The organism is Streptomyces sp. NBC_01334 (assembly GCF_035983595.1).
In the GTDB taxonomy this organism is placed as follows: Bacteria; Actinomycetota; Actinomycetes; order Streptomycetales; family Streptomycetaceae; genus Streptomyces; species Streptomyces coriariae.
Map to the genome: position 1 here is coordinate 1,286,640 of NZ_CP130718.1, position 25,234 is coordinate 1,311,873.

Sequence of the window (25,234 nt, forward strand, 5' to 3'; positions counted from 1 at the left end):
CATGTGCTCCGCCCCTTGCCGGGGTCGGATTCCGCAGAGGAGCGCCGTGCGGCTGTTTCCCGGGTGCCTTGGACGGACCGGAGTTGCGGTGGAGCGGTACGTCCCGCAGTGGTCCGCTCGGCGACCTCGTGAATCCGCAGGTGGCCGCCGGAACCGTCGGGTCACCCGGCGCACCGGCTCAGTAGCGGTGAACGGGCGGACAGCCAAGCGAGACTGACCGGTAGTCAGGCAGCCCGGCGCGTCATTCCGCGCAGCGGGTTCGGGCGAACCTTGGAACACGCCTCCCCCACAGCACGCAGCCGCAGAGATCGGCAAAGGCAGGAGAGTCAGCACAGCGCTGCTGTTCACGCAGTGTCCGTGACATCAGGATCAATGCCGGGGATCGCTGTCAACGCCCCGTACGGGGCCGGCGACGCCGGCCTGTCGGCGACGCCGGCGTGCGACCGGGCGGTCACCGCTGGGGCCGGGGCCGTCCCGGCGGCGCGGATCGCAGCCGTGACGACGTGGCACGCCGGCCCCTGATCCACCTGCACCCACTCGGCGAGGTGCTCAACGATTCCCAGACCCCTGCCCCGTTCGCAGGGATCGCACTCCCGCGATGAGCGCGGCTCCGCGGCGGGGCCCGAGTCGGCCAGGGCCACCTCGAGCAACTCGCCCCCGGACTCCCATGACATATACAGCGTCAGTTCGCCGCCACCGTACTGGGCGGCGTTTGCCGCCAGTTCACCGACGATGAGCTCCGCTTCGTCCCGCGCCACCGGGGTGAGTTCCCAGGCGGTGAGGACTGCCACCACCGCGCGCCGCACCACGGGGACCCAGCGCACTTCGGCGAGCCCCGACCACAGCATCTGGCGGCCGGTACGTGCCCCGCCGAAGACCGGTGACGAGACGGCAGTGGTGGTGGTGAGCGCAATCATGGCTCCCCCTCGAAGACGAGTCGAGACAGGGGTGGGACCACCTGAGGTACAGGTAGGTCGGCTGGCTGCGTTGCCTGCTGTCGGACACGGGCAACGATCAGAGGAGCACCAACACATCTAACGAAATCACACACGTTTCCACAAAACAAGAGGGCTCAAACAGGAACTTTGCCCCTAGTTTCAACAGAGTCGAACGACTCTTTCCCTATATCCCCCATGTCTGTCATGTACACGCCACAACGGTATCCGATCCATATCCTGCGGCCGCACGAGCATGAAGACACGCCCATTACTCAACTGCCGACCGTCTGCCGAGCGGCTGAATGGAAGCGCTTTCACTTCATGGGTAAGCGCTTCCATTTCCGCGGGTAAGCGCTTCCGCATTTGGATGCGCATCGGATTGCGGCCGGGGCGATATCGATGGAGCCGCCATCCGGGACGGCCACAACTCCCGACCCGAGAAGGCGGCGATCCGCCAACTCTCGGCCAGAGCAAGGCTTTGAGCTGCTCAATCGCCTTGCCGGCAGAAGCTGCGCCAAGGCGGTACACCTCCCCCGCGTCGAACCTGATCGCACACCCCCGCGGAAGCGTTGAGAATTGTTCACTTCCTCGGACCCCGCACCGAGCGGCCGCCTTCCGCCGTACCCGCGGGGGCACTTGAGGCATCTAGTTGAGCCTTTTACGACCCAGAGAAGCGGAACATTACAGACTCATCTCGCGCACCTCATGAACTTGACTCCTTCGCGCAACAGAGATGTCATATGGCCACGCGTTCGAACATGTTGGGTCCTGATCGTTTCTGCGAACGCGTTGCGTTGGTCAGTCGTCTGCCGGCGACTCGTGACCATCTCTCCATCACACGGCCCCGTTCCACTCACCGAGTACAGGGTCGTTGTCAGCACAAAGGAGCTCGCCATGTCCCGTCCCTCTCGCCGACGTGTCGCTGTCGCCACCGGACTCCTGCTCACCTTGGGTCTGAGCACAGCGTGTTCGTCGGGCAAGGAGGAGGCCAAGGAGGACTCGTCCGTCAGGGTCGACGGCAAGATCTCCATCACATACCTGCAGAAGCAGGGGGACCAGGAGTACTTCGTCGGTGAGGCGGCCGGCGCGCAAGCGAAGGCGAAGGAGCTGGGCATCGACCTGAAGGTCGTGAACCTGGGCAACGACGCCAACAAGACGGTCAGCGAGGTGCAGTCGGCGATCGCACAGAAGACAAACGGCATCATCATCGTCGTCCCGGACCCGGCCGTCGGTCCGCAGGTCGTGCAGACCGCCAGGGACGGCAAGGTCGCCTTGCTGACCTCGGACGACCAGATCTGCACCACCGGCCCGGATCCGGCTGTCTGCGACAAGGGCGACCTCGTGCCCCGGATCGGGTTCAGTGGCGAGCAGATGGGCACCGAGGTCGGCAAGCGCGCGGCAGAGGAGTACAAGAAGGCCGGGTTCAAGCCCGCCGAGACTCGTGTCATCTCGGCCTGGAAGCAGGACGTCACCGTCTGCGGCGACCGGGTCAGCGCCGCAAAGAAGGCCTTCGGTGCGGCCGTCCCCGGTGTGAAGACCATCGATGTGCCCACCGACAACACACCGACCGGCGCGCAGGACAAGATCGCCGCGACGATCACCGCCAACGCCAAAGTCAAGAACTGGGTGGTGTGGGGGTGCAACGACGAGAACGTCATGGGCGGCGTCACCGCCCTGCAGAATGCCGGCATCAAGCCGGCCAACGTCGTCGGCGTCGGTCTCGGCGCCTACCTCGCCTGCAAGGAATGGCAGACCGCCAAGCCGTCCGGCATGAAGGCCGCGCTGTTCATCAACGGCAAGGACGTCGGCGCCCTGGCCGTCCAGACCATGTACGACAAGCTCAAGAACGGCAAGGACTTCCCCAAGGAAGCCTTCGCCCCCACCACCATGGTCGACGCCGCCTCCTGGAAGACCGCCGGCGTCACCTGCAGCTGAACCCCACGGTCGGCGGCCGCAGGGCCGCCGACCGGACAGCCCGTTCCCTTCCTGACGACCGGGCACCCCGACCCCACAGCACGAAGTCTTCGAGGTAGCCGAGATATGACCAGAGCGCCCAACTCGAACTCAGGATCAGGCCGTTACAGCGGCGAGTACGACGGGGCACCACCATCTGAAGCGGTCGGCGTGGCCGGCGTCACCAAGCGGTTCGGTGCCGTGCAGGCTCTCGAAAGTGTCAGTCTCGACTTCCCGGCTGGGCGCGTCACCGCACTGATGGGGGAGAACGGCGCAGGGAAGTCAACGCTGCTCAAGATCCTCACCGGTGACCACCAGCCCACCGAGGGACACGTACTGGTTGAGGGGAAGCCGGTCACCCTCGCCTCACCCGCGGACGCCCGGGCTGCGGGCATCCGCATCATCCCCCAGGAACCGGAGATCATCCCGCACATCTCCGTCGCAGAGAACGTCTACGCCGGTGCCCTGCCCCGGAAGGCCGGACGGCTGTTGGACCGCGCCGCGCTGCGCCGGCGCATCGAGGACGACCTGGAGCGGCTCGGTTTCGCTGGCGTCCTCGACCCGGATCTCATCGGCTCCCGCCTCACACCCGCGCAGCGGCAACTGGTCGAGATCATGCGTGCGCTGACCGGCAGCACCTCACCCCGGCTGATTGCGTTCGACGAGCCCACCTCATCGCTCTCGGAGCACGAGGTGGACGCCTTGTTCGCCCTGATCCGCCGCCTGCGTGCGCAGGGCATCGCCGTCGTCTACGTCTCGCACCGCATGCAAGAGATCTTCCAACTCGCGGACCGTATCGCGGTGCTGCGGGACGGTGGTCTGGTCGGCGTACACCAGGCGAGCACCACCGACGAGGGGGAACTGGTGCGCCTGATGGTCGGGCGCGATCTGTCCAGCATGTTCGTGCGACAGCGCGTGGCCACCGACCGCCTCGTGCTCGACGTCAAGAGCCTCACCACCGACCACGTCGCTGACATCAACCTCCAGGTTCACGCCGGGGAAGTGGTCGGCCTGGCTGGACTCATCGGCGCCGGCCGCTCCGAACTGGCCCTTGCCCTGGCCGGTGACCAGCGCGTGCACAGCGGCACCATGACCCTGAACGGCGTAGCGCTGCCGTCAGGGAAGCCCGGAGCCGTGATCCGGGCCGGGCTCGGGCTCGCCCCCGAGGAGCGCAAGGCTCAGGCCCTGTTCCTGCAGCAGTCCGTTCGAGACAACACGTCGTTGGTGGTCATGGACCGCCTGCGCCGGTTCCGTTTCGTCAAGCGTGCCGCAGAGCGCGCCCTCGCCCAGAAGTACACCGACCGACTGCGCGTGCGCACGCCGTCGATCAACCACGAGGTCCGCAAGCTCTCCGGCGGCAACCAGCAGAAGGTCGTACTCGCCCGCTGGCTGGCCCGCAAGCCGAAGGTACTGATCCTCGACGAGCCAACGCGGGGCATCGACGTCGGTGCCAAGGCCGAGATCTACCAGATCATCGCCGAACTCGCCGCCGAGGGCGTCGCCCTGCTGGTCATCTCGTCGGAGCTCCCTGAACTCCTGGGCCTCGCCGACCGGGTGGTCGTCATGCAAGGCGGCCGGATCACCGGCGAACTCACCCACGACGAAGCCACCGAAGAATCCATCCTCGCACTCGCCATGGCCGACGACATCGCCGGCGCCTCTGGAGCAACATCATGACGTTCACCAGCGCCCCCTCCTCGAATGTGAAGGAACCGTCGGGCGGCAGCGCGCCCTCCCGGCCCACGTTCCTGGCCAACATCAGTGGCCAGAACATCAGCCTCGTCGGCGCTCTCGTGCTCGTGCTGGCCTTGTTCGGCATCCTCAACGACAACTACCTGAGCTGGTCGAACATGCAGGTGATCGCCGAAGCGGCGACCATCACCGGCCTGCTCGCCATCGTGCAGACCGTCGTCATCATCTGCGGCGGGCTGGACATCTCTGTCGGCTCACAGGTGGGTGTGGCCTCAGTGGTCAGCGCCATGGTCTTCACCAGCACCGGTTCGAACGCTCTCGTGGGCATGGCCGCCGCTGTCGGCGTCGGCCTGGTCATCGGTGTCCTCAACGGCCTCATCATCCTCTACGGCCGTGTCAACCCCACGATAGCCACCCTCGCCGGGCTCGCCGCCTACAAGGGTCTCGCCCAGCTCCTCTCAGACGGCCGGGCCCAGGGCTACGTCCTCAACGACGACGTCTTCATCTTCCTCGGCCGCGGCAGGATTGCCGGGCTTCCCGTCATGGTCTGGATGCTCGTCGTCGTCGCCATCGGGGTGCACCTGCTCCTCAAGTACACCGATATCGGCCGCAATCTCTACGCGATCGGCGGCAACGACACGGCCGCCCGCCTCGCCGGCATCAAGATCAACAAGTACCTCATCTGTGTCTACGTGCTGATCGGCGTCGTCGCCGCCATCGCCGGCATACTCCTGACCGCCCGCACCGGCTCCGGGCAGCCCGTGTCGGGCAGCGAGGGGCTCGAGCTCAAGGCGATCACCGCCGCTGCCCTAGGTGGCGCTGCCCTCAAGGGCGGCAAGGGCGGAATCGGCGGAACACTGCTCGCTGTCGCCCTCCTCGGCTGCCTCGAGAACGGCCTCACCGTCGAAGGCATCAACACCTTCTGGCAAAACGTCGCCCAAGGCGCGCTCCTCGTCGTCGCCGTCATCATCCAGCAGCGCCGCAACGGCGAACGCGCCATCGGCCTGCCCAACTGACCACCCCTCAGGCCGGGCTCCTCTGAGGCGGTGGGTCCGGCTACCGACCCCTGCGGGTGGTCGGCGGGCTACGTCTGACTGCCGGGGTCGCGCATCCCCCCTCCCCGCGGCCCCGGCGCCTCCGCGTACACGACGTGTCTGAGCTGCACCTCCCGGGGTCGTCTTCGCCGGCAGCCGGGACACCTTCGCGCTCGAACTGACCGTCGCGAACCTCCGCGGGTGGGCGGGGGCCGGCCGGTGCTCGCGGGGACACGTGTCCGCGCCCGTCCGTAGCGGGGTCTCAGTGTCCGGGCGGGCTGGAAGCCGAGGGTGTCGCCTCGGGCACCACGAGATCGTCTCCCCAGGACTCGCTCGCCGGGACGGCGGCCACAGGCCCCACCGACGCGTCCGACGGCGTGCGCACACCGCCCGTCAGCACGACCGTGGCCTCAGCCTGCCGGGAGTCGGAGGCCGGCTGCGCCGCGTAGAAGACGTCGGCCACACGCACCGAGTTGGTGACCACAGTGAGGTGGGGAACGTCGAGTAGGTGATGAGCCAGCGCGAACGTGGTCGTACCGCCGGAGAGCGCGATCGCCGAGCCCGGGGCGACGAGCCTGGCCGCCGCCCTTGCAATGTCCTCCTTGGAGCTTGACTCAAGGCCCGACTTGGCGGCGTCGTCAACGCCTTGACCGACCGGCGTTCGGTGCTCGGCCGACAAGTCCCGACCAAGGAGCCGACGGCGCCGTATGCCCTATCGCGACGGCCGGGCCGAACTGCCGGTCGGCCCGCAAGCTGTCAACCGCTCCCACGCCAATATCCGGATCCTCGGTGACCAGGCCATGGCCGCCATCAAGTCCTGGCACCTCCTCCGCACAGTTCGTTGCAGCACCAACCGGATCGCCGACATCGTCGAGGCCGTCCTGGCCTTGCAGCTCGTCACTTCCGCATGGAGATGGGACGGCACGGCAAAGCGTGGGCAAGGCCGAACTCAACCGCATCAAGGAGCGTGCTGGCCATGGCGGGCGTCAGGGTCACCTACGACAAGACGGCGGATGGCGCGTCTGTGTGTTTCCTGGCCGGCTGGTCATGTCTGTTCGATCTGTACCCCGTCGATCACCCAGTACCAGTTGTTTCCGCCCGTGTACCTGAACCGCACGCCGGCTGTCGTTGCACCCGCCGGAACGTGGAGGGCAAGCGTCTCGGTACGGGAGGACGTGTCCGTGGTGTACGTCTTCACCGGGACCGGCGTTCCGTCGTCGTAGGCGACGAGTACTTCGCCCTTCTGCGGAGACTCCCGGCGGTAGTACGTCGAGTAGGTCAAGGTGGCAGAGGCGCCTCCGGTCACCGCGTAGGCCGGACTGACCAGGGTCGAGTCGAAGGTGCCCGAATGGGGTTTGTCGCTCCACTCGTCGCCGTCGGCCACCGCGAATACGTTGCGGGCCCGGACGTTGGACTCGCGCTGCTGGTCGGTCTGTGCCGCAGTCCAGAACTCGTCCGTGGTGAAGGACCAGCCGCGCCACTCGGTGACGCCGCCCGTACCCATCGCGGAGTTGTCGACCGACCAGCCAGGGGGCGGGGTGTGCGTGAAGCCGAGGATGTTGTTGCCGATGCCGGTCTCGTCAACGCGGGTCGCCAGCAGCGGACGCAGCGTGTCGAAGTCGTCGGGGGCCGGTTGCTGGAGGGGCCGCCCGTCCAAACCCCAGGCCGGGTCGATCGCTACACCCAGGTGGGCGAGGGCAGAGGCGGCGACATCGGGCATCTTGACGTCGTAGCGCACCGAGCCGGCCGCTGTCCCGGCACCGGTTGCGATCAGGAAGGTTTGGCGCTCAGGCCTGCTGGAGCCGCCGTGTCCGCCCGCGTCGGTGTGTCCGTGATCGGCGGTGATCATGATGAGCCAGTCCTCGTTCGCGTACGAGGCACGGGATCTGACGGCGGCGACCATCTGTCCGACCTGGGTGTCGACGCCGTGGACGGCGTCCAGGTACTGCGGGGAGGCCGCGCCGTAACTGTGGCCCGCGTGGTCGACGTTGTCGAGCTGGACGAAGACCGCGTCCGGGTTGCCGTCCAGCAGCTGGGCCACCGCGCGCGCGGTGGTGCCGGTGTCGTACTCGTCGGCGGGGGTGGACACCCGGGTGTCCACCTTCGACGAGAAGACGGTGTCCGTGATCGGCGCCCAGGACGAGACGGCGTACGTCGTCAGAGACGGCTTCGCGGTCTCGATGCGGGTGAGGAAGTCCGGGTACTGCGCGAACTGGTGGCCGGTCAAGGCGTTGTCCTTGACGTTGTGCTTGTCGGGCCAGACGCCGGTGATGATCGTGGACCAGCCGGGGCCTGACAGTGTCGGCGCGAGCGGGGCGGCACAGGTGCTGCTGGGTGCGGTGAGGCCCGCGGCCATCAGCGCGCCGAGGTGGGGGGCGTCCGCGTCCTTGATCCGGGTCAGAAGCGTGCCGTCCAGACCGATGGCCAGGACCTTGGGGGTCTTGGCGGCGGCGCGGGCGAGGGCGGAGAGCGGACCGGCGGAGGCCGCGAGGGCCGACGCCGAGACGAGGAGTGAGCGACGGGACATGCGTGACGACACGTGGTCCTCCGTCGAGAGGGTGAGGCACGGATGAGAGCGGCGGTGCGTTGGGGCAGGCCGACGCCGTTGGTGGCTCCAAGGCCGCTGCGGCGCGTTGTTCAGGAGCGTAAGTCAGTGCGGTGGAGCAGGGCGGGGCTTCAGTCACCTGTGGCCGACTTCCATTCCTCGACGTACGCGCTGAGGTTCCTGTAGTCCTCGGCCCAGTCCGGCTCGAAGTTCGCGACGCCGCCCATTGAGCCTGGTCCTTCTGGGCCCGGGTCCAGGTCGAACTGCTCAACCGCGGACGGCGACGGACCCGGCTGAAACCGTCCACCACTCTTCGCAGAGGTGTTCAGGGACTTCGGCACGTTCTCGCACTCTCCGGTCCACGACCCCAGAATGCGCCGGCCGGGACCAGGGAGCAGGTGCGGCCCGTCAGGTGCTTGTCCGGGAGATGCCGAGGGCAGCGGTGCGCACGGCTGGTTCCAGCCGGTCTAGTTGAGTGTTGGATCGGGTCACGATACTCACCGCACCCTTGAGAAGCCCGTCCGGGCCCTTGACAGCAGCCGCGACGGAGACGGCCCCGAGAGTCATCTCCTCCCTGGAGTAGGCCACCCCGGTACGGCGTACCTCCGCCAGTGACGACATCAGCCGCCCCCGCTCGACGATCGTGTGGCACGTCAACCTGCGCAGACCGTGAGAGATCGACGCCATGACGACCTCCGGGGGTGAAAACGCCAGCAACACCTTCCCCACCCCGGTGGCATGCAGCGGGAGGCGTCCGCCCACCTCCGTCTGCGTCGGAACGGCCCTGGTTCCGGAGATCTTCTCCACGCACAAGGCGTTCAGCCCGTCGAGCACTGCGAGCTGCACGTTCTCCAGTGTCGCCTCGTAGAGATCGTGGAGGTAAGGCATCGCAGCCTCGCGAAAGTCGCGCTGCTCATACGCCAACGAGCCGATCTTCCACAGGTGTATCCCGATGCAGTACCGGCGGTCCGGGAGCTGGACCAGGCCACCCCATGCCGTGAGGTCTTTGACCAACCGCCGTGCCGTCGAAAGGGGCAGTGCCGAACGGGTTGCGATGTCGGTGAGTGTCAGGGCGGACTGACTGACCTCGAAGCAGTCGAGGACGGCGAAAAGGCGGCTCGACACACTGGCTCCCGGCAGGTTGGCGTTTCCAGCCACACGTCACCTCGCTTCTGCCCCCACGGGGGATCCGTTCCGTCACGCCACCCGGATGTGTCTGCGCCGTGTGCCGAAGTCCGCGGCGCCATGGCCGCACCCAGGTGCAGAGCCTCAGGTGGTGGCGGGAGAGACTCACCCGGGTGTCGCTCCGACAAGCGCGCTGTGCATGATCGTGCGGACTGCCTCGGCACTCACCGGCCTCGGATGAGTGACCGAAAGAGCCATGGCCCGCTCCACGACCATCTCCACACCGCCGGTCGGCAGGCCCAGTTGCTTGAGTGATGTCGGCACGCCGAGGCGTTCGGCCATGTCGAAGATCGTGCGCGGTACGTCGCTGGTGCCCAAGGCGTCACCCAGAGCCAGAGCGGCACGGGGCGCGGCTGGAAGGTTGTAGGCGAGGACGTGCGGGAGCAGCACCGTATGCGTCTCCGAGTGTGGCAGGTCGAAGAGGCCGCCCAGGATGTGGCACAGCTTGTGGTGCAGGCCCATGGTCGTGGCGCCGAGGCATGCGCCGGAGAGCCACGCTCCGTACAGCGCGCGGGTGCGGTGGGAGAGGTCGGCCCCGTCGGCCACCACCTCGGGCAGCGCCTGCCAGAGTGCCCGGACTCCCTCTACGGCCATCATCGAGCTCACCGGGGAGGCGTCGTGGGCATATAGGGCCTCGGCCGCGTGGGCGACGGCGTTCAGGCCGCTGGTCACCGACACCTGCGCGGGCAGCTTGGTCGTCAAGGCCGGGTCGTACACGACGGTCCGTGGCAGGACGCGGGGATCCCGGCCCGTCACTTTGCCGTCACTGCCGGTCATACCCCAGATCGGGGTCATCTCGGAGCCCGAGTAGGTGGTGGGTACGGCGACGAAAGGAAGGCTGGTCGACAGGGCCACCGCTTTGGCCAGGCCTATCGCCGACCCTCCTCCGATAGCCACGCAGCCGTCCGCCCGCTCCTCGAGCGCCCGTGACACGGCGCGCTGGGCAACACGTGACGGTACGTGCACCTCCCCCTCCGCGTGGATGGCGACCGCAGCCCCGTCCAGCAGGTCGGCCACGGTCTCAGCCTCCGCAGCCCTCCTGCGGCTGGCGATGACGAGGATGCGGCGCAAACCGAGTCGCTGGGTTTCGTCGGCCAGTTCCCGCACCCGGCCGGCCCCGAAGACAACCCGCGTCGGCGCGGCTTGGAACGTGAAGGTGTCGTGGCTGGTCACGCGGATCTCCTGAACATGAGGGATGTCCTCAGCCCTGGCAGGAACCGGTGGGGCTGAGGGTCATATCGAAGTCGATGAGGCGGAAGGGATTGGGGACGCCGTAGGCGCTCGCCAGGTCCTGGGCGTCGACCGTGACCACTTCGCGGATGAGGCTCTGTTTCACGGCAAATACGGCATCAGAATCGATGTAGGGACTCTGGTTGATGAACAGGTGAGTGGTCAGCGTCGCCACCCCCTCCCCGCCGGCGATGAAGTGGATGTGCGCGGGCCGGTTGGGGTGCCGGCCGGTGCTGCGCAGCATCTGACCGACCGGCCCGTCGTCGGGGATCGGGTAATAGCGGGGGACGATCGTACGGAACCAGTAGCGCCCGTCGCTGTCTGCGGTGAACACCCCCCGGAGGTTGCTCTCGGGCAGCAGGTCCGGTGTTTGTACGTCGTAGGTGCCGTCGGCGTTGGCCTGCCAGACGTCGATGAAGGCGCCTGGCACCGGGGTGCCGTCCACGCTTCGTACGATCCCGGAGACCACGCACTGCTCGCCGGCGCCGTCGAGCGCGATGTCCGCGCCGAGCGGCCGACGCGGTGCTCCGGAGACATGGAACGGGCCGAGGACGGTGGACTCAGTGGCCTTGGACGGCTTCCGGTTGTTGATCGCGTCGACGAGCATGGACACACCGAGCGTATCGGAGAGCAGAACGAACTCCTGCCGGTTCCCGTGGCACATGTGCCCGACATTCGTGAGGAAGTCAACCGCGTTCTGCCATTCCTGATGGGTCGGCTCGACGTCTCGAACGAACGCATGCAGGTGCCTGACCAAAGTCCGCAGAATGTCACGCAGTCTGGGATCAGGCGTGCCGTCGAAGCTGCTCAACACGGCTTCGGTGATGGTGGTCTCTGTCAGATCGCTGGTCATCGACCGGATACCTCCGTCAAATCGTCGGCCGGACGCCGTGTCTGCGGAGGTTCAGGTCGCTCTGCAGACACGGCGAGTCAAGTGGATCAGTGCGCCCAGGCACTGGTGGAGCCGCCCAGCCAGGCAGTGCCTTGTGCGTACAGCTCCTCCACGGCCTCGCCGGTCAGCCCGGGAAGGCCCGGCTTTATCTCGAAGCCCGCCCTGGTCTGAAGGTAAGCCAGATGGCGGTAGCCCTGCGGGAAGCGGTGGAGCAGCTCTGCGTCCAGCGGGACGTACTCGGCGGGTGCGACGGGGATCATGAAGTCCTTCTCGTAGATCGGCTGCCGGCGTACGATCCGCCATTCCCCGTCCCGCCGCTCGAAGAAGTCGTAGAAGCGGCCGACGCAGCTGACGTCAACCTCCACACCTTCCACGATTCCGCGTTGGAGGATGGTCATCTTTGTCTGGGCAATGGCCCGGTCACCAAGCACGTCGGTGGAGAACCCGCCGAGCAGGTGCAGAATGTTCACTCCTGACTCGAAGCCCTTGCGGCTGACCTCGATGAACTCCTTTGCCGGGCCCTGGAACCAGGTGGCGGTCATGTATCCGTCGTCGTGCCAGACGGTCGCGAAGCGGTTCCAGTCGCCCGCGTCTCTCCACACCGCCCAGTTCTCCACGACTTCCCTGATCTCCCGCTTGGCGTCGCTCAGTGTCGACATGCTCTCTCCTGATGTGTGAAACGAGTTGTTGGCCGCCCGGCCTGCTGGGATCTTTCGTCGGCTAAGGCTGACGCAGAGCAGCGGTCCACCGGGCGAGCCCGTCGAGCAGAGTGGTGGCCGCCCCGTCGTGGATCTCGCTGGGCTTCATGCGTCCGTGCTCGTCGAGGCAGTTCTGCACGAAGGGCACGGCCACCGCGTCCGTGACCGGGACCATTTGCAGACAGCTGACCACCGGCTTGATCATCTGCACGGCGCGGGTGCCGCCGGCGACGCCTCCGTAGCTGACGAACCCGACGGGCTTGCGGGCCCACTCCTGATGCAGGAAGTCGATGGCGTTCTTCAGCGGGGCGTTGAAGCCGTGGTTGTACTCCGGCATCACGAACACGAACGCGTCGCTCGCGGCCACCTGATCGCTCCAGTCCCGAGTGTGCTGCTGTGTGTATCTGCCCAGCCGTGGATGGTTGGGTTCGTCCATGAACGGCAAGGCGAGCTCGGCGAGGTTGACGGTGCGCGGGGTGAAGCGTCCGTGCGTGAGCACCCTTTCGTCGAACCATTCGGCGATTGCCGGCCCTACCCCGCCGGGGCGGGTCGTGGCGACGATGATCATCAGGTCGGGCAGATCCATTGCCGGGGATTCCTTTCGGACGGGTGCAGGGTGGAGGCATGGCTGGCTGGGCCCCGAAAACCGTGAGGGTGCGGTCCGGTGGTGGTGCGTGAATGATCTGCTGTTGTCACATACCGGTGACGAGATCGCCCGACGCCCAGGGCAGCAAACGCTTCTCCAGCCAGAGCATGAGGTAGTACAGGATCAGGCCGAGGGCCGAGATCACCACTATTGCGGCATAGGCCAAAGGCGTGTCCAGGGCGCCTGCCGCGCTGGACACGACATAGCCCAGTCCCTCCGAGCCGGCGAATATCTCGCCGGCCACCGCACCGACGGTCGCGAAGGACATGCCCAGCTTCAGTCCCGTGAAGATGCTGGGCATCGCAGCGGGAAGACGGATCTTGCGGAAGCGCATGAAGTGGCTGCCCGCCATCACGCGCCCGAGCTCGACGTAGCGACGGTCGACGGACTGGAAGCCATGGAGGGTGTTGACGATCACCGGGAACACCGAGATGAGCAGCGCGATCACTGCGTTGGACGTCCGACCGAAGCCGAACCAAATGAGGATGACCGGCACCAGTGCCAGCTTCGGCACCGCCTGGGCCACGATCATCAGGGGATACAGCAGCCGGTAGAGAATCCTGGAACTGTCGATCAGCAGCGCAATGAGGAATCCGGACACGGCGCTGAGTACGAATCCGAGCAGGATCTCGATGAGCGTGATCTGGCTGTGTTCCCATAGCACCGCGCCGTGCTCCGACAGCGCCTCGACCACGCTCAGGGGCCGCGGCAGCGCCGTCTCCTGTACGGCGGCCAAGGACACCAGGAGCTGCCAGCAGATGATCAGCAGGGCGAAGCCGGCCACACCCCACAGCCACCCGAGGGGCACCTTGAACCGGCGCTGTCGACGCTTGGCGAGGCCCGTCTCACCGACAGAGGCGACGTTTACCGCATTCATGAGAAGGAACCTCCTCGGGTCAGCGCCTCACGGGCTTCCTTCACATACGGCGAGAAGACGGACTCCCCGTGCGGCCACTCGAGGCGGGGCCGGGGCACCGGTACCTCGATGTCCGCAATGAGACGACCCGGGCGGCCGGACATGACCAGCACACGGTCCGCCAGGAAGACAGCCTCCTCGATGCTGTGCGTCACGAACAGGACGGTCTTACCGGACGCTCCCACGATGTTCAGGAGGTCGACATTGATCTTCTCTCGGGTGATCGCGTCGAGAGCCCCGAACGGCTCGTCCATGAGGAGCAGACTCGGATCGTGAATGAGAGCGCGGCAGATGCCGACACGCTGCCGCATCCCACCGGAGAGCTGCTTCGGCATGGCCTCGGCGAACTGTTCGATCCCGGTCTTGGCAAGCAGCTCCCGGGCGGCGTCGGCGTAGTCCGAGCGCTTGAGCCCGCGGAATTCGACCTGGATCAAGATGTTGTCGATGGCATTACGCCAGTCCAGGAGCAGATCGGACTGGAACACCATGCCCATGTCGTGGCCCGTGCTGCGTATCAGACCGCCGTCCACCCGGACTTCGCCACGTGTGGCCTCGACCAGGCCGGACACCAGGCTGAGCAGGGTGGACTTCCCGCACCCCGAGGGTCCGAGAATGCTTACGAACTGTCCCTTGTCGACCGAGAAGGAAACGTCCTCCAGGGCCCGAACCGTCCTGGAGCGCCCGGCGAAATCGTGGGTCACACCGGAGACCGAGATCTTCTCGCGCACCTGCTGGAGGGCGGGTTGCTGGGATTTCACCGACATGAGGCCGCCTTCGATTTGGAATCCTTCACGGCTGCCGCGGCGATGTCGTTGGTGAAAAAGTCGCTGATCCGGACGGAGCCCTTGTCGATCATCTTGGCCTCCTCGAAGACGGAGACGCCGTCCCGCCACAGTGGGTCGGGCAGGAGAAGGGGTGACGATCCGACTGCCGCCTTGCTCCAGCAGCGGAATTCCTTGCCTGCGGCGAACTGGCCGGCGGCCACGTCTTTGTCGAGCTGCGGCGCCTTCTTGGTGACCGCCTCGACGGCGCCGTCGCTGTCACCGTCGGCCGCGCTCTCCGCCTCGCTGAGAGCGGCGAGGAAGCGTACATAGACGTCGCGCTTCTCACGCAGATCGGCGGGCTTCGCGACCAGGTTGAGACCCGGCTGGATGATGCCGTTGTCGATGAACGACAGCGGCACGGAAGGCCGCTTGTCCTTGACCAGCGGCACGGAGTTCGGGAGCACTGTCACCATGCCGTCGCCCTGTCCTGCAGCGTAGGTGGCATACATGGCGCTGAGCGAAACGTCCTTGACCGTGACGTCTTTCTCGTTGAGACCCGCCCGGGACAGCAGTACCGGAAGCATCTTTCGCGTGGCGGACCCGGGGGCGGCGAGCAGCGTCTTTCCCTTCAGGCCCGCGACAGAGGTGACCTTGGAGGACTCACTCACCAGGATGCCGGCGCTGTCCACTTGGTGCAGCGATCCGAAGGAGATCAGTTCCCCCTTGTTCGCCGAGTTCAGGACCACTGCCGAGTACACGGTTACTCCGGCGTCCGCCCGACCGCTCGCCACCGCGTCATAGGCGGCTTGAGAGCCCGTGCCGAACTGGATGCTGAGATCGACTCCGTGCTCCTTAAAAATCCCCTTGTCCACTCCGTAAAAAAGCGGAGCGTCAAGACCCGTGGGTGACGAGAGCAGTATCACCTTAAAGGCATCACGTTGCTTCGACGTAGATTGGTCTCCCGGACTTCCTGTTACAGCGCATCCCGAGGCCAACAGAACAACGACAGCCGGTAGCGCCCAAGTAGCTCTTCGATTTCTCCGCATCGTACTCAAGTAACCCATCTCCCCTCCATTGAGAGCTCGGTAGGACATCTCAGGGAGCCTTGCGAAATACTCCATCAGACCGGTTCGACCGTGGTCCATGACGCTGCGCGGCTCACATCATTTCCCCCGTGTTTCAGTTGCGTTTTGAAGGTAGGGCGGCCTTCCGGGCAAGGCAATGAACTACTGCCACTCAGTGGCAGCCGGAGCAGCCGGGTCTTGCCCCTGCCCTGGACCGAGCCCGTGCATCGACGGCGCCAGGCGGGCCAGGCGCCGTCGCAACCCTGCGCCCGCGCCCCGGTGCCAACCGGGGCCTGCCAGATGAACGGCCCTGCTTGAGAGGGCGGTGAGTCAATGCGCGCTCATCCATCGGGGCCGCACCGGCTGCCAGTGGGATCTGTGCCGCACTGCGGGCTGGTGCGCGACTACGAACGTCTGTCGCGCAGTTCGGAGTGGCGGGTGTACTGGGGCGATGACCGCGGTCACACTGGGCCGGTTGACCGGGGCCACCGCTGCAGCCTGGCGCAGCGGTGGTGCGTCAGGGCATGCCGACGCCCCTGGTGGCTCCATGGCCGCTACGGCGCGTGGTACAGGAACATAGGTCAGTGCGGTGGACCAGGGTGGGGCTCAGTTACCTGTGGCCGACTTCCACTCCTCGACGTACGCGGTGAGGTTCGTGTCGATGTCGGCCCAGTCCGGCTCGAGGATCTCGACGCCGTCCATGAGCTTGGCCGGGGCGATGGCGTTGGCGTCGGCGGCCTTGACTCATGCAGCTCTAGGAGGTCCGTCATCACCCGGTGGTCCTCCACGTTCGACGTACAGCCGATGCGTGGGACCCCGCCACTGCACCCTCGGTGACGGTTCCGGCAACCTGATCGGACCCGGGACCGAGGCCGACGAAGTGGGGACGTACGCACTGGGTCGCCTTGGCGCCGGGCACCGCGTCCGCCGTATCGATCTTGGTGAGTTCGCGATAGTCGTTGGTTGAACGCAACGACTCCGTATGCCCGCCCCGGGAGATCGTCGCGGGCTCAGCCGGGGCCCTGTGGAGTGCAGCCGAAGGTGACGCGGACACGACCTCGGACAACTGCCCAGCACTCAGAACAAGTACCGCTGCAGTACCAGACGCCCAGAGGCATCGGGCGCGGCCACCACTGCACTGCACCGACAAAGCAGTGCGCTCTTCCGAGTGCTGGGTTCCGGCCAAATTCCTAGCATCACTTCACCGGATTGACTCAATTGCCCTGTGGGCAAAGCCCGGTTCCTCCTCGATTACCCACATGTCGCGAACCGCTGATCGACAACGGCGTCTGCGTGGACTTCCGGGCACCCGACGGCATCCGGCTCGGACTCTCGCCCCTGTCCACGAGCTTCACCGCGGTGTGGTCCGCCCTGGACCGTACGCAGCAATCGCAAAGGAGATCCTGCCATGAGTGTTCAACCCGAAGACGGTGGCCTGCACAGAGGCCTGAGCCGCCGCCAGATGGCTCTGCTCGGACTCGGATCGGCCCTTGGAACGGGGCTGTTCCTAGGAGCGGGCGCGGCCATCTCCGTCGCCGGTCCGGGGGTGCTGATCAGCTACGCGGCAGGCGCGCTGATCGCGCTGACCGTGGCCTTCGCCCTGGGCGAGATGGTCAGCGCGCATCCCGTCCAGGGGTCGTTCGGGGCCATCGCCGCCCGCTATCTCGGGCCCTTCGCCGGATTCGCCGTTCGCTACATCTACTGGATCGCACTCATCGTCGGCATCGGCAGCGAGGTCGTCGCGGCAGCCCTGTACCTGCGCTTCTGGTGGCCTGACATGCCTCTGGCGGTGACCGTCCTGATCCTCGCGGCAGCGGTGACCCTCGTCAACCTCGCCGGTGTGAAGTCCTTCGGCTCGGCCGAATCGGGCCTCAGCCTGATCAAGGCGGCGGCCGTGGTGGCCTTCATCGGCATCGGCTGCATCCTCATCGTGTTCGGTCTGCCCGACAAGCCGGCGACCGGCGTGACCAACTGGATATCCCACGGAGGACTGGTCCCCGAAGGCGCCCTCGCCCTCTGGCTGGTCATGGCCATCGTGGTGTTCAGCTTCGCGGGCATCGAGCTCGTCGCGATCTCCGCCCCGGAGGCCAAGGACCCTGGTGCCTCCCTGCGCAGCGCTCTGCGGTCACTGGTGCTGCGGCTGACGCTGTTCTACCTGGGGGCCATCGCCATCATGCTCGCCGTGATCCCCTGGCCGCAGCTCGCCTCCGGGCATGGCACCCGGACCAGTCCCTTCGTGATGATGTTCTCCGCTGCCGGAATCCCCGCAGCCGCGACGGTCACGAACCTTGTCATCCTCATCACCGCCCTGTCGGCAACCAACGCCAACCTCTACGCGGCCGCCCGCATGCTCCACTCACTCGGCTGTGACCGCCTCGCGCCGTCTGCCCTCGGAGTGACGACCGCACGCGGTGTGCCGCGCCGAGCCGTCCTAGTCTCCTCCTTGGGGTTCCTCGCCACGGCAGGACTTACCGCCGTCTTCGGGCCCCGGGTGTTCTCCGTGCTGATGTCCCTGGGCGCGTTCGGCGTCATCGCGACCTGGATCATCATCCTCCTCACGCTGCTCGCCTTCCGCCGAAACGCCGAGCGCCCGCCGTCCACGATGCACCTGCGGGGCGGCCGTATCACGCCGATCATGGGCATCGCCGCACTGCTGTCCGTCTACGGCACCGGGTTCTTCGTCCCGGACATGCGGCTGGCATGCATGGTCGGCGTTCCCGCACTCCTGGGGCTCCTGCTCGCCTACCGTCTGTTCCTACGGCGGTCCGCTACCGCAGGGTCCGACGAAACCCCCGTACCGGACACCTCCGTCGACGCCGCACCGCGGGCGGATGTCGTCTGAAGCCTCACCCGGCTATACAGCACCCCCGTTGGGCGTCGCGCAGCTGCTCGCCGACGCCCATGGCCCGATCGGCACCGCGGTGATCCCGGCGCTCGGCGACACCTCAGGACGTCTCCTGCTCGACCGAGCGGGCGGCGTCCTGAAGTGCTTCGGCCACCTCGTCGATCCGGGCACCTTCCAGGCGATGCGCCGGGGCAGAGACGGCCAACGCGGCCACAGCCTGTCCGGACCGGTCGTGCACGGCCACGCCCACGGCGTTCAGTCCCGTCTCTGTGCCTTGCAGGTTCACGGCAAAACCGCGCTCGCGCACCTGCACGAGCTCCCGCTCGAGCTCGTCGAAACGGGTCACTGTATGGGCGGTGAGAGGACGGAATCCTTCGGGGTAGAGGGCAACCAGCTCCCTCCGGGGCAGCTCGGCAAGGTAGGCCTTCCCGCCCGACACCGCGTAAGCGGGCAGCCGCACCCCCGTGCGCAGCCCGGCCTTGAGGGCCCGCTCGGCTTCCACTCCGTCGGTGAACAGGACATCAGGACCCTGGAAGATCTGAGCGCTGACCGTCTCCTCCAACACGGCCGACAGCCTCACCAGCTGACGGTGCAGTACGGCGTCCATCGCCGGATCCCGGATCAGAGCGTAGGTGAGATCCGTCAGCGCGGGGCCGGGTCCGTACCTACGGGTGCCGGGTTCCTGCACCGCCAGGCCTCGCCGGCACAGGGTCGTGATCAGCCGGTGCGCGGTGGAGCGGGCGACGCCCAGCCGTGCGGCGACCTCGCTGACCCGTATCACCCGGCTGTCCTTGAACATCAGCAGAACACGCAGCACGTTGTCCGCCGAGCTCAGGGTGTACGCCGCCGCAGCGGGCTCCGGGGCATTGCCATCACCAGCAAGTCGTTCCATATAACAGAATCATATTCCTCAAGTGTTCTGTTGTGGAGAACGAAGTCTCTACTCTGGCGGGGAGAGGAGACACTCATGCGGAACAACGGGCCGTTCGACATCGGTATCGACTTCACCCGACACACCGTGCTGCGCTCCAGCGACCACGACGAGATCGTCGACGCGGTCACCTCCGTCCTGCGACCCCATCGGCTGCGACCCGCCGGCCGCACACCCCCCTCCTGTGTGCTCCAGCACGTCACGATCGGGGGCGTTTCGGCCACCCGCCTGCGCTACGGACAGAGCGTCGTGGTCGAGTCCGAACCCCTGAAGGCCTGCTACCTCGTCAGCGTGCCCATGGCCGGGTCTGCTTCCTATGTGCATGGGTCGCAAGAAGCCCACGCCACGCCCAGCACCGCCACCGTCATCAGCCCGCACGAACCGTTCCGCATCACTATGAGCGCCGGTTACGACCAGCTCATCCTGCGCCTGGACCGCAACCTGGTCGAACGAGTCTGTGACGCGCGGGCAACACGCGGCGACCGCCGGACGATCCGCTTCAAGCTGGGCTTCGACACCGCCTCTCCGCGGTGGGCGATCTGGGCACCCGTGGCCCAGGCGTTCCTGGCCAGCGACCCGTTCCTCGACCGGATCCAGCACTCACCGGGCCTCAGCGTACACATGGAGTGGTTGTTGGCCTCGGCGCTGCTGGAGGCCCAGCCCAGCACCGCGCCCCGGGCCGTATCGACGATGCGCGACGCGACGTCGCCCCTGTACGTACGCCGGGCAGAGGAGTACATCCGCACCCGACTCGCCGATCCGGTCACGGTCGCGGCCATCGCCGCGCACGCGGGCGTCAGCACCCGCAGCCTCTACGCCGGATTCAAGGAACACCGCGGCGTCTCGCCCATGTCGTTGCTCAGACGTCTGCGCTTGGAGCGCGTGCACCAAGAGCTGCTCACCGCACCATCCGGATCGGTCACCGTCACCGAGGTCGCCCTCCGCTGGGGTTTCGGACACCTCGGGGAATTCTCGGCCGCGTATCGCCGCCGTTTCGGCGAGACACCGTCCACCACTCTCGCCCGCATGCCTTGACGGCTGCGGTCCCTCGCGCTCAGCCGACTGCGCGCCGCACTCCACCGATAGAGACCGCCCCGTGGCGCTTCCTACATTGACGCCATGCCACATCCCACGATCCCGCAAGCCGTGCCTCGCGCGGCCGCCGACGCCACCGACGACCTGGAGGGAAGGGGCCCACGCCCTTCCCTCACCCGTCGCGCAGGCCGGATGCGGTGCCGTACGCGCCGCGCCGTCCGCCGAGGCGAAAGAGGCGGTGGACCGTGCTAGTTCCGAAGACCCTCCCCCGCTTCACCGCAGCGGCGGTGCAGGCCGCCCCGGTCTACCTGGACACCGGTGCCACCGTCGACAAGGCGGTCGCGCTGATCGCGGAGGCCGCGCACAACGGTGCCTCACTCGTGGTCTTCCCCGAGGTGTTCGTTCCGGGCTACCCGTACTGGAACTGGACGATGAACCCCGTCCAGGGGTCCCCCTGGTTCGAGCGTCTCTACCGCGCGGCCGTGGACATCCCCGGGCCTCATGTCGACACCCTGCGCGACGCCGCCCGTCGACACCACATCGTCTTGGTCATCGGCGTCAATGAACGCAGCCCGCACAGTTTCGGCACCCTTTACAACTCGATCATCACCATCGGCCCCACCGGTGATGTGCTCGGCGTGCACCGCAAACTGGTCCCCACCTGGGCCGAGAAGCTGACATGGAGCGGTGGCGACGGCAGCGGCCTGCGTGTGCACGAAACTCCCGTGGGCCCGCTCGGAGCGCTCGCCTGCGGCGAGAACACCAACACGCTCGCGCGTTTCGCCCTGCTCGCCCAGGGCGAGCTCGTCCACGCCGCCACGTATGTCGCCCTACCGGTCGCCCCGACCGACTACGACATGTCCGAGGCCATCGCGGTACGCGCGGCAGCGCACAGTTTCGAGGGCAAAGTCTTCTCCGTCGTCGCCTGCTCCTCGCTCACTCCGGAGATCGTCGGCACCGTCGCCGGGGATGACCAGCGGATCCGTGCGCTCTTCGACCGCCCTTGCAGCGCGCTCTCGGGAATCTTCGGGCCCGACGGCCGCCCGGTCACCGACCCTCTCGTGGACGACGAGGGCATCGTCTACGGCCAGATCGATCTCGCCCGCTGCATCCAGCCGAAGCAGATGCACGACATCACCGGCCACTACAACCGATTCGACGTCTTCCGGCTGCACGTCGACAACAGGCCCCACACCCCGCTCACCTTCCACGAAGCAGTGAGCCGACCTGCCGAGCAATTCCCCGCCGACGGCGAGAAGGAGGAAGCATGACCACCGCCTACGACGACAACCAGATCGGCCGGGCCCGTGTCAGGGACACCCCAGAACTCGAGGCCTACTACCGGGAGCTCGCCGGACTGGACGCCGGCGCCCTGTGGACCGTGGCGAACGACATCGAGCCCTGGTACCCCCGCCCCAAGTCGGTCCCCACTCTGTGGGCCTACGATCAGCTCCGCCCGTTGGTGCAGAAAGCGCTGCCCTTGGTGAAGGCAGACGACGCGGGCCGGCGCGTGGTCATGCTGACCAACCCCGGGCGGCGCGACGTAAGCGCGGCGGTCGGACTGCTCTACACGGGCCTCCAGATCATGGGCCCCGGCGAGGCGATGACCGCCCACCGCCACCAGGCCTCCGCACTGCGCTTCGTCCTGGAGGGAAGCGGCGCCTGGACCGTCGTCGACGGCCAGAAACTGAAGGTCGGTCCCCGCGACTTCGCCATCACCCCGAACGGCACCTGGCACGAACACGGCAACGAATCCACCGTCGCCCCCTGCATCTGGCAGGACGGCCTGGACATTCCGCTCGTCAACGCCCTGGACGCACCCTTCTACGAAGTGCATCCCGACCTTCACCAGGTCGCCGGCGACGTCGTCAACTCCTCCGTATTGACCTACGGCGGCACACTCCTGCCCTACGGCGCCGAGCGGTGGAGCAAGCCCTACTCACCCCTGTTCGCGTTCCCCTGGGAGCCCACGTACGAGGCGCTGCTCAGACTCGCCCGATCGACCGAGGGATCCCCTTACGACGGCGTCATCATGGAATACACCAACCCGCTGACCGGTGGATCCGTCATGCCGACCATGAGCGCGCACATCCAACTGCTGCGCGGCGGCCAGGCCACACAGGCACACCGCCACACCGGGTCGGTCCTCTACACCGTCGCCCAGGGGCGCGGCTGCTCCGTCATCGCCGGCAGGCGGTTCGACTGGCAGGAGGGCGACATCTTCTGCGTCCCCTCATGGGCATGGCACGAGCACGCGAATCCCGACACCTCCGAGAACGCCGTCCTCTTCTCCTTCAACGACTTCCCCGTCATGCGCTCGCTCGCGTTCTGGCGGGAGGAGGCATTCTCCGAGAGCGACGGCCGTCAACCTCTCGACTGATCACCGGCCAGCGCGCCGAGCGCACCTTTCCCCCTCCCATCCTCACGATTTGGAGCATGCATGCGACTGGCCACCTTTTCCGACGACGATGAGCGGCCCCGCCTCGGAGTGCAGCAGGAGAGGCTCATCGTCGACCTCGCCGCTCTCACGGCCCACGAGGGTGCGGCACTGCCCGGCGACCTGCTCTCCTTCATCGGGTCCGGTCCGAAGGCGCTCGACGCCGCCCGGTCACTCCTCGAGGGGTGTACGCCCGACACACTGCGAAGGTTCGCCCGTCCTCGCGACGAAGTGACGCTCCACGCGCCCTTCAGACCAGGAAAGATCATCGGAGTGGGGCTCAACTACGTCGAGCACGTCGCCGAGTCCAGCCGCTCGCTCGACACCAAGGACAGCCTGCCCTCACGCCCCGTGCTCTTCAGTAAGCCGGCGACCGCGGTCACCGGTCCGGGGCAGCCCATCTGGCACAACGGCAATCTCACCGCTCAGCTCGACTGGGAGTGCGAACTCGCCGTGGTGATCGGCAGCACCGCCCGGCGCGTCCGCGAGGAGGACGCCTGGAACCACGTCTTCGGCTACAGCATCCTCAACGACATCAGTGCCCGTGACCAGCGACGCTCCGGACAGTGGTTCTTCTCCAAGGGCCAGGACTCCTACGCGCCCTTCGGTCCCGTGGTGGTCACCAGGGCGGCCGTCCCCTGCCCGCCGGAACTGGACATGTCGCTTCGGGTCAACGGAGAGGTGAAGCAGAAATCCAACACACGCCACATGCTCTTCAAGATTCCCCAGCTGATCGCCGACATCTCCTCCGGCATGACCCTGGAACCGGGTGACGTCATCGCCACGGGCTCGCCCTCCGGAGTGGGAGCAGGGCTGACGCCACCTCAGTTCCTCCGCCCCGGCGACCTCGTGGAAGCAACCATCGCCTCCGTGGGCACGCTTGCCAACCCCGTGGCGGACGCCCGATGACCCACTCGTTCGCCTACCGCGTCGGCCAGATCGTCCCCAGCTCCAACGTCACCATGGAAACGGAGATTCCCGCCATCCTGCGGGCCCGTCAAGCCATTGAGCCCGAGCGCTTCACCTTTCACTCCAGCCGGATGAGGCTGACACACGTCACCCCCGAACAGCTCAAGGCCATGGACGCCGACTCCGACCGCTGCGCGCTCGAACTCTCCGACGCCCACGTCGACGTCCTCGGCTATGCCTGTCTCGTGGCCATCATGAGCATGGGGTTGGGATACCACCGCATCTCCGAGGAACGCCTCCACCGGCAGACCGCCCGAAACGGCGCACCGACCCCCGTCGTGACCAGCGCCGGCGCGCTCGTCCACGGACTGAACGCGCTGAACGCCCCACGGGTCGCCCTCATCGCCCCCTACACGCTTACCCTGACCCGGACCGTCGCCGAATACCTGGAACACGAGGGCTTCGACGTCATCGACTACCGAGCCCTCGACATCCCGGACAACCTCGAGGTCGCCGCCCACGACCCGCGAAAGTTGCCGGGCTTGGCTCGCCGTCTGGACTACGCAGGCGCCGACGCCGTCGTCCTCTCAGCCTGCGTGCAAATGCCCTCACTCGACGCCATCGAGGAGGCAGAACAGATCCTGGGCCGCCCGGTGGTCTCCTCCGCGGTGTGCACGGCTCACCAGATGCTGCGAGCCATGGACCTCGCCGCCGTCGCACCACATGCGGGCCACCTCCTCTCCGGCGCCTTCGCCGAGAGCTGAGTGTCCGGGCGACCCGGTCAGCCATTGCAGAGCGACGTCCACCGCTTCCGAAGCCTGCGCATCCGCTGGGAACGACGCGACGACATCCACGAGCATTCCTCAGCCTCACCGTCTGCTCACCATCCATCGCCACGTCCGAGGCCTTGTCAGGGCCTTCGGGTGTCACCTCCGCGTCTGCCCCTCGGAGACCCAGTCACCACGGCCCATGACACGCCGCCCACCGTGACGTCGTGACACTGACCAGTCGAACCAGGGTGACCGACCTCGCCCGACCGCTCCCCCATTCCTGACATTGACAAAACGTCCGACGCCTCCGCCGACCAACCGCCCGGTCCGCCTGGCTCCAGCCGACGCGAACTCATTCCCACTGCGGGCAGATGACACCACCTTGACAGACAATCACCCAGGTCAGGCACGTTGAGCACCTTCGGACCGGCACCGTCGGTCACACCAGGGAAGTGTCAGAAGGATGACCACCACATTGGGCAAGATTGAGAAGAATTCTCAATCTGTATGGGTTCACGCCCGGCGAGAGCGTGGCAGGTTGTGCGCGTATCGTGCTTAAATCGCCTAACAGCCAAGCCAGATGGCTTGATCCAGCCGCTGGCCGTCCCCGCGTCGAACGCCTGGCCAGATCCGGCGGGTCCGTCCACTGCACCGGTGCGAACCTGCGGCAGAACTCCGACGGACGGCCCCTCGCGTGCCTCCAGCGGAGCGCCGTCGGTGTCCTTGTCACCCTCCCACCGGAGGCCCGAG

General features: G+C 66.9%; 20 protein-coding genes and 2 pseudogenes. 10 read left to right on the forward strand and 12 right to left on the reverse strand.

What is annotated here, in order from left to right:
• Positions 1 to 344: 344 nt before the first annotated feature.
• Positions 345 to 917, reverse strand: coding sequence for an ATP-binding protein (locus OG736_RS05940; protein WP_327181479.1), 573 nt, complete (start codon positions 915 to 917; stop codon positions 345 to 347).
• Between the two features lie 915 nt (positions 918 to 1,832).
• On the opposite strand from OG736_RS05940, the gene OG736_RS05945 reads away from it, so the two are divergent.
• From OG736_RS05945 to OG736_RS05955, 3 genes are all read left to right on the forward strand, one after another.
• Positions 1,833 to 2,873, forward strand: a complete 1,041-nt coding sequence (locus OG736_RS05945) for a substrate-binding domain-containing protein (RefSeq protein WP_327181480.1) — start codon at positions 1,833 to 1,835, stop codon at positions 2,871 to 2,873.
• Positions 2,874 to 2,978: 105 nt separating this feature from the next.
• Positions 2,979 to 4,568, forward strand: coding sequence for a sugar ABC transporter ATP-binding protein (locus OG736_RS05950; protein WP_327181481.1), 1,590 nt, complete (start codon positions 2,979 to 2,981; stop codon positions 4,566 to 4,568).
• Positions 4,565 to 5,599, forward strand: coding sequence for an ABC transporter permease (locus OG736_RS05955; RefSeq protein ID WP_327181482.1), 1,035 nt, complete (start codon positions 4,565 to 4,567; stop codon positions 5,597 to 5,599). Before OG736_RS05950 ends, OG736_RS05955 begins: the two co-directional genes overlap by 4 nt.
• A gap of 364 nt (positions 5,600 to 5,963) precedes the next feature.
• Here OG736_RS05955 and OG736_RS05960 read toward each other — a convergent pair.
• The 10 genes and pseudogenes from OG736_RS05960 to OG736_RS06010 form a co-directional block, all read right to left on the reverse strand.
• Positions 5,964 to 6,248: pseudogene (locus tag OG736_RS05960) on the reverse strand (DeoR family transcriptional regulator); the annotation flags it as partial.
• A gap of 414 nt (positions 6,249 to 6,662) precedes the next feature.
• A complete protein-coding gene (locus tag OG736_RS05970) occupies positions 6,663 to 8,144 on the reverse strand; it encodes an alkaline phosphatase family protein (protein WP_327187533.1) in 1,482 nt (493 codons plus the stop codon).
• Positions 8,145 to 8,570: 426 nt separating this feature from the next.
• Positions 8,571 to 9,320 (reverse strand): IclR family transcriptional regulator, encoded by a 750-nt coding sequence (locus OG736_RS05975; RefSeq protein ID WP_327181483.1) that lies wholly within the window; start codon positions 9,318 to 9,320, stop codon positions 8,571 to 8,573.
• A 132-nt stretch (positions 9,321 to 9,452) separates the two neighbouring features.
• The gene (locus OG736_RS05980; RefSeq protein WP_327181484.1) at positions 9,453 to 10,520 is read right to left on the reverse strand and encodes a maleylacetate reductase; all 1,068 of its coding nucleotides are present in this window, start codon (positions 10,518 to 10,520) and stop codon (positions 9,453 to 9,455) included.
• A gap of 28 nt (positions 10,521 to 10,548) precedes the next feature.
• Positions 10,549 to 11,430, reverse strand: coding sequence for an intradiol ring-cleavage dioxygenase (locus OG736_RS05985; protein ID WP_327181485.1), 882 nt, complete (start codon positions 11,428 to 11,430; stop codon positions 10,549 to 10,551).
• An 86-nt stretch (positions 11,431 to 11,516) separates the two neighbouring features.
• Positions 11,517 to 12,128 (reverse strand): nuclear transport factor 2 family protein, encoded by a 612-nt coding sequence (locus OG736_RS05990; protein ID WP_327181486.1) that lies wholly within the window; start codon positions 12,126 to 12,128, stop codon positions 11,517 to 11,519.
• Between the two features lie 61 nt (positions 12,129 to 12,189).
• Positions 12,190 to 12,747 (reverse strand): NADPH-dependent FMN reductase, encoded by a 558-nt coding sequence (locus OG736_RS05995; protein WP_327187534.1) that lies wholly within the window; start codon positions 12,745 to 12,747, stop codon positions 12,190 to 12,192.
• Positions 12,748 to 12,859: 112 nt separating this feature from the next.
• Complete coding sequence (locus tag OG736_RS06000; RefSeq protein ID WP_327181487.1) at positions 12,860 to 13,597, reverse strand: ABC transporter permease; 738 nt, start codon at positions 13,595 to 13,597, stop codon at positions 12,860 to 12,862.
• A gap of 89 nt (positions 13,598 to 13,686) precedes the next feature.
• Positions 13,687 to 14,493, reverse strand: coding sequence for an ABC transporter ATP-binding protein (locus OG736_RS06005; protein WP_327181489.1), 807 nt, complete (start codon positions 14,491 to 14,493; stop codon positions 13,687 to 13,689).
• On the reverse strand, positions 14,484 to 15,638 hold the full coding sequence (locus tag OG736_RS06010) for an ABC transporter substrate-binding protein (RefSeq protein ID WP_327181490.1): 1,155 nt from the start codon (positions 15,636 to 15,638) through the stop codon (positions 14,484 to 14,486). Before OG736_RS06010 ends, OG736_RS06005 begins: the two co-directional genes overlap by 10 nt.
• 1,137 nt (positions 15,639 to 16,775) lie before the next feature.
• Here OG736_RS06010 and OG736_RS47230 point away from each other — a divergent pair.
• Positions 16,776 to 16,922: pseudogene (locus OG736_RS47230) on the forward strand (kynureninase/PvdN C-terminal domain-containing protein); the annotation flags it as partial.
• A 43-nt stretch (positions 16,923 to 16,965) separates the two neighbouring features.
• A complete protein-coding gene (locus OG736_RS06025; RefSeq protein ID WP_327181491.1) occupies positions 16,966 to 18,399 on the forward strand; it encodes an amino acid permease in 1,434 nt (477 codons plus the stop codon).
• Between the two features lie 103 nt (positions 18,400 to 18,502).
• Here the strand turns inward: OG736_RS06025 and OG736_RS06030 are convergent, their stop codons facing one another.
• Positions 18,503 to 19,294 (reverse strand): IclR family transcriptional regulator, encoded by a 792-nt coding sequence (locus tag OG736_RS06030; RefSeq protein WP_327181492.1) that lies wholly within the window; start codon positions 19,292 to 19,294, stop codon positions 18,503 to 18,505.
• A gap of 75 nt (positions 19,295 to 19,369) precedes the next feature.
• Here OG736_RS06030 and OG736_RS06035 point away from each other — a divergent pair, with 75 nt between their 5' ends.
• The 5 genes from OG736_RS06035 to OG736_RS06055 all read left to right on the forward strand — a co-directional run bounded on the left by OG736_RS06035 (position 19,370) and on the right by OG736_RS06055 (position 24,478).
• Entirely contained in the window at positions 19,370 to 20,368 is a 999-nt protein-coding gene (locus tag OG736_RS06035) for an AraC family transcriptional regulator (protein ID WP_327181493.1), read from the forward strand.
• A gap of 245 nt (positions 20,369 to 20,613) precedes the next feature.
• Positions 20,614 to 21,639: a carbon-nitrogen hydrolase family protein gene (locus tag OG736_RS06040; RefSeq protein ID WP_327181494.1), complete on the forward strand. Its 1,026-nt coding sequence runs from the start codon at positions 20,614 to 20,616 to the stop codon at positions 21,637 to 21,639.
• Positions 21,636 to 22,748 carry a cupin domain-containing protein gene (locus OG736_RS06045; protein ID WP_327181495.1) on the forward strand — a complete coding sequence of 371 codons (1,113 nt, stop codon included), beginning with the start codon at positions 21,636 to 21,638 and terminating at the stop codon, positions 22,746 to 22,748. The genes OG736_RS06040 and OG736_RS06045 overlap by 4 nt, the downstream gene beginning before the upstream one ends.
• A 60-nt stretch (positions 22,749 to 22,808) precedes the next feature.
• Complete coding sequence (locus OG736_RS06050; RefSeq protein WP_327181496.1) at positions 22,809 to 23,714, forward strand: fumarylacetoacetate hydrolase family protein; 906 nt, start codon at positions 22,809 to 22,811, stop codon at positions 23,712 to 23,714.
• Positions 23,711 to 24,478 carry a maleate cis-trans isomerase family protein gene (locus OG736_RS06055; RefSeq protein ID WP_327181497.1) on the forward strand — a complete coding sequence of 256 codons (768 nt, stop codon included), beginning with the start codon at positions 23,711 to 23,713 and terminating at the stop codon, positions 24,476 to 24,478. Before OG736_RS06050 ends, OG736_RS06055 begins: the two co-directional genes overlap by 4 nt.
• The last annotated feature ends 756 nt before the right edge of the window (positions 24,479 to 25,234 follow it).

Bases quoted from the DNA above. Each gene is read 5' to 3' on its own strand.
- OG736_RS05990 (WP_327181486.1), bottom strand. From the start codon at position 12,128: ATGTCGACACTGAGCGACGCCAAGCGGGAGATCAGGGAAGTCGTGGAG.
- OG736_RS06030 (WP_327181492.1), bottom strand. From the start codon at position 19,294: ATGGAACGACTTGCTGGTGATGGCAATGCCCCGGAGCCCGCTGCGGCG.
- OG736_RS06045 (WP_327181495.1), top strand. From the start codon at position 21,636: ATGACCACCGCCTACGACGACAACCAGATCGGCCGGGCCCGTGTCAGG.
- OG736_RS06035 (WP_327181493.1), top strand. From the start codon at position 19,370: ATGCGGAACAACGGGCCGTTCGACATCGGTATCGACTTCACCCGACAC.
- OG736_RS05955 (WP_327181482.1), top strand. From the start codon at position 4,565: ATGACGTTCACCAGCGCCCCCTCCTCGAATGTGAAGGAACCGTCGGGC.
- OG736_RS05945 (WP_327181480.1), top strand. From the start codon at position 1,833: ATGTCCCGTCCCTCTCGCCGACGTGTCGCTGTCGCCACCGGACTCCTG.
- OG736_RS06010 (WP_327181490.1), bottom strand. From the start codon at position 15,638: ATGGACCACGGTCGAACCGGTCTGATGGAGTATTTCGCAAGGCTCCCT.
- OG736_RS06055 (WP_327181497.1), top strand. From the start codon at position 23,711: ATGACCCACTCGTTCGCCTACCGCGTCGGCCAGATCGTCCCCAGCTCC.
- OG736_RS05985 (WP_327181485.1), bottom strand. From the start codon at position 11,430: ATGACCAGCGATCTGACAGAGACCACCATCACCGAAGCCGTGTTGAGC.
- OG736_RS06050 (WP_327181496.1), top strand. From the start codon at position 22,809: ATGCGACTGGCCACCTTTTCCGACGACGATGAGCGGCCCCGCCTCGGA.
- OG736_RS05950 (WP_327181481.1), top strand. From the start codon at position 2,979: ATGACCAGAGCGCCCAACTCGAACTCAGGATCAGGCCGTTACAGCGGC.
- OG736_RS05970 (WP_327187533.1), bottom strand. From the start codon at position 8,144: ATGTCCCGTCGCTCACTCCTCGTCTCGGCGTCGGCCCTCGCGGCCTCC.
- OG736_RS05940 (WP_327181479.1), bottom strand. From the start codon at position 917: ATGATTGCGCTCACCACCACCACTGCCGTCTCGTCACCGGTCTTCGGC.
- OG736_RS06005 (WP_327181489.1), bottom strand. From the start codon at position 14,493: ATGTCGGTGAAATCCCAGCAACCCGCCCTCCAGCAGGTGCGCGAGAAG.
- OG736_RS06025 (WP_327181491.1), top strand. From the start codon at position 16,966: ATGAGTGTTCAACCCGAAGACGGTGGCCTGCACAGAGGCCTGAGCCGC.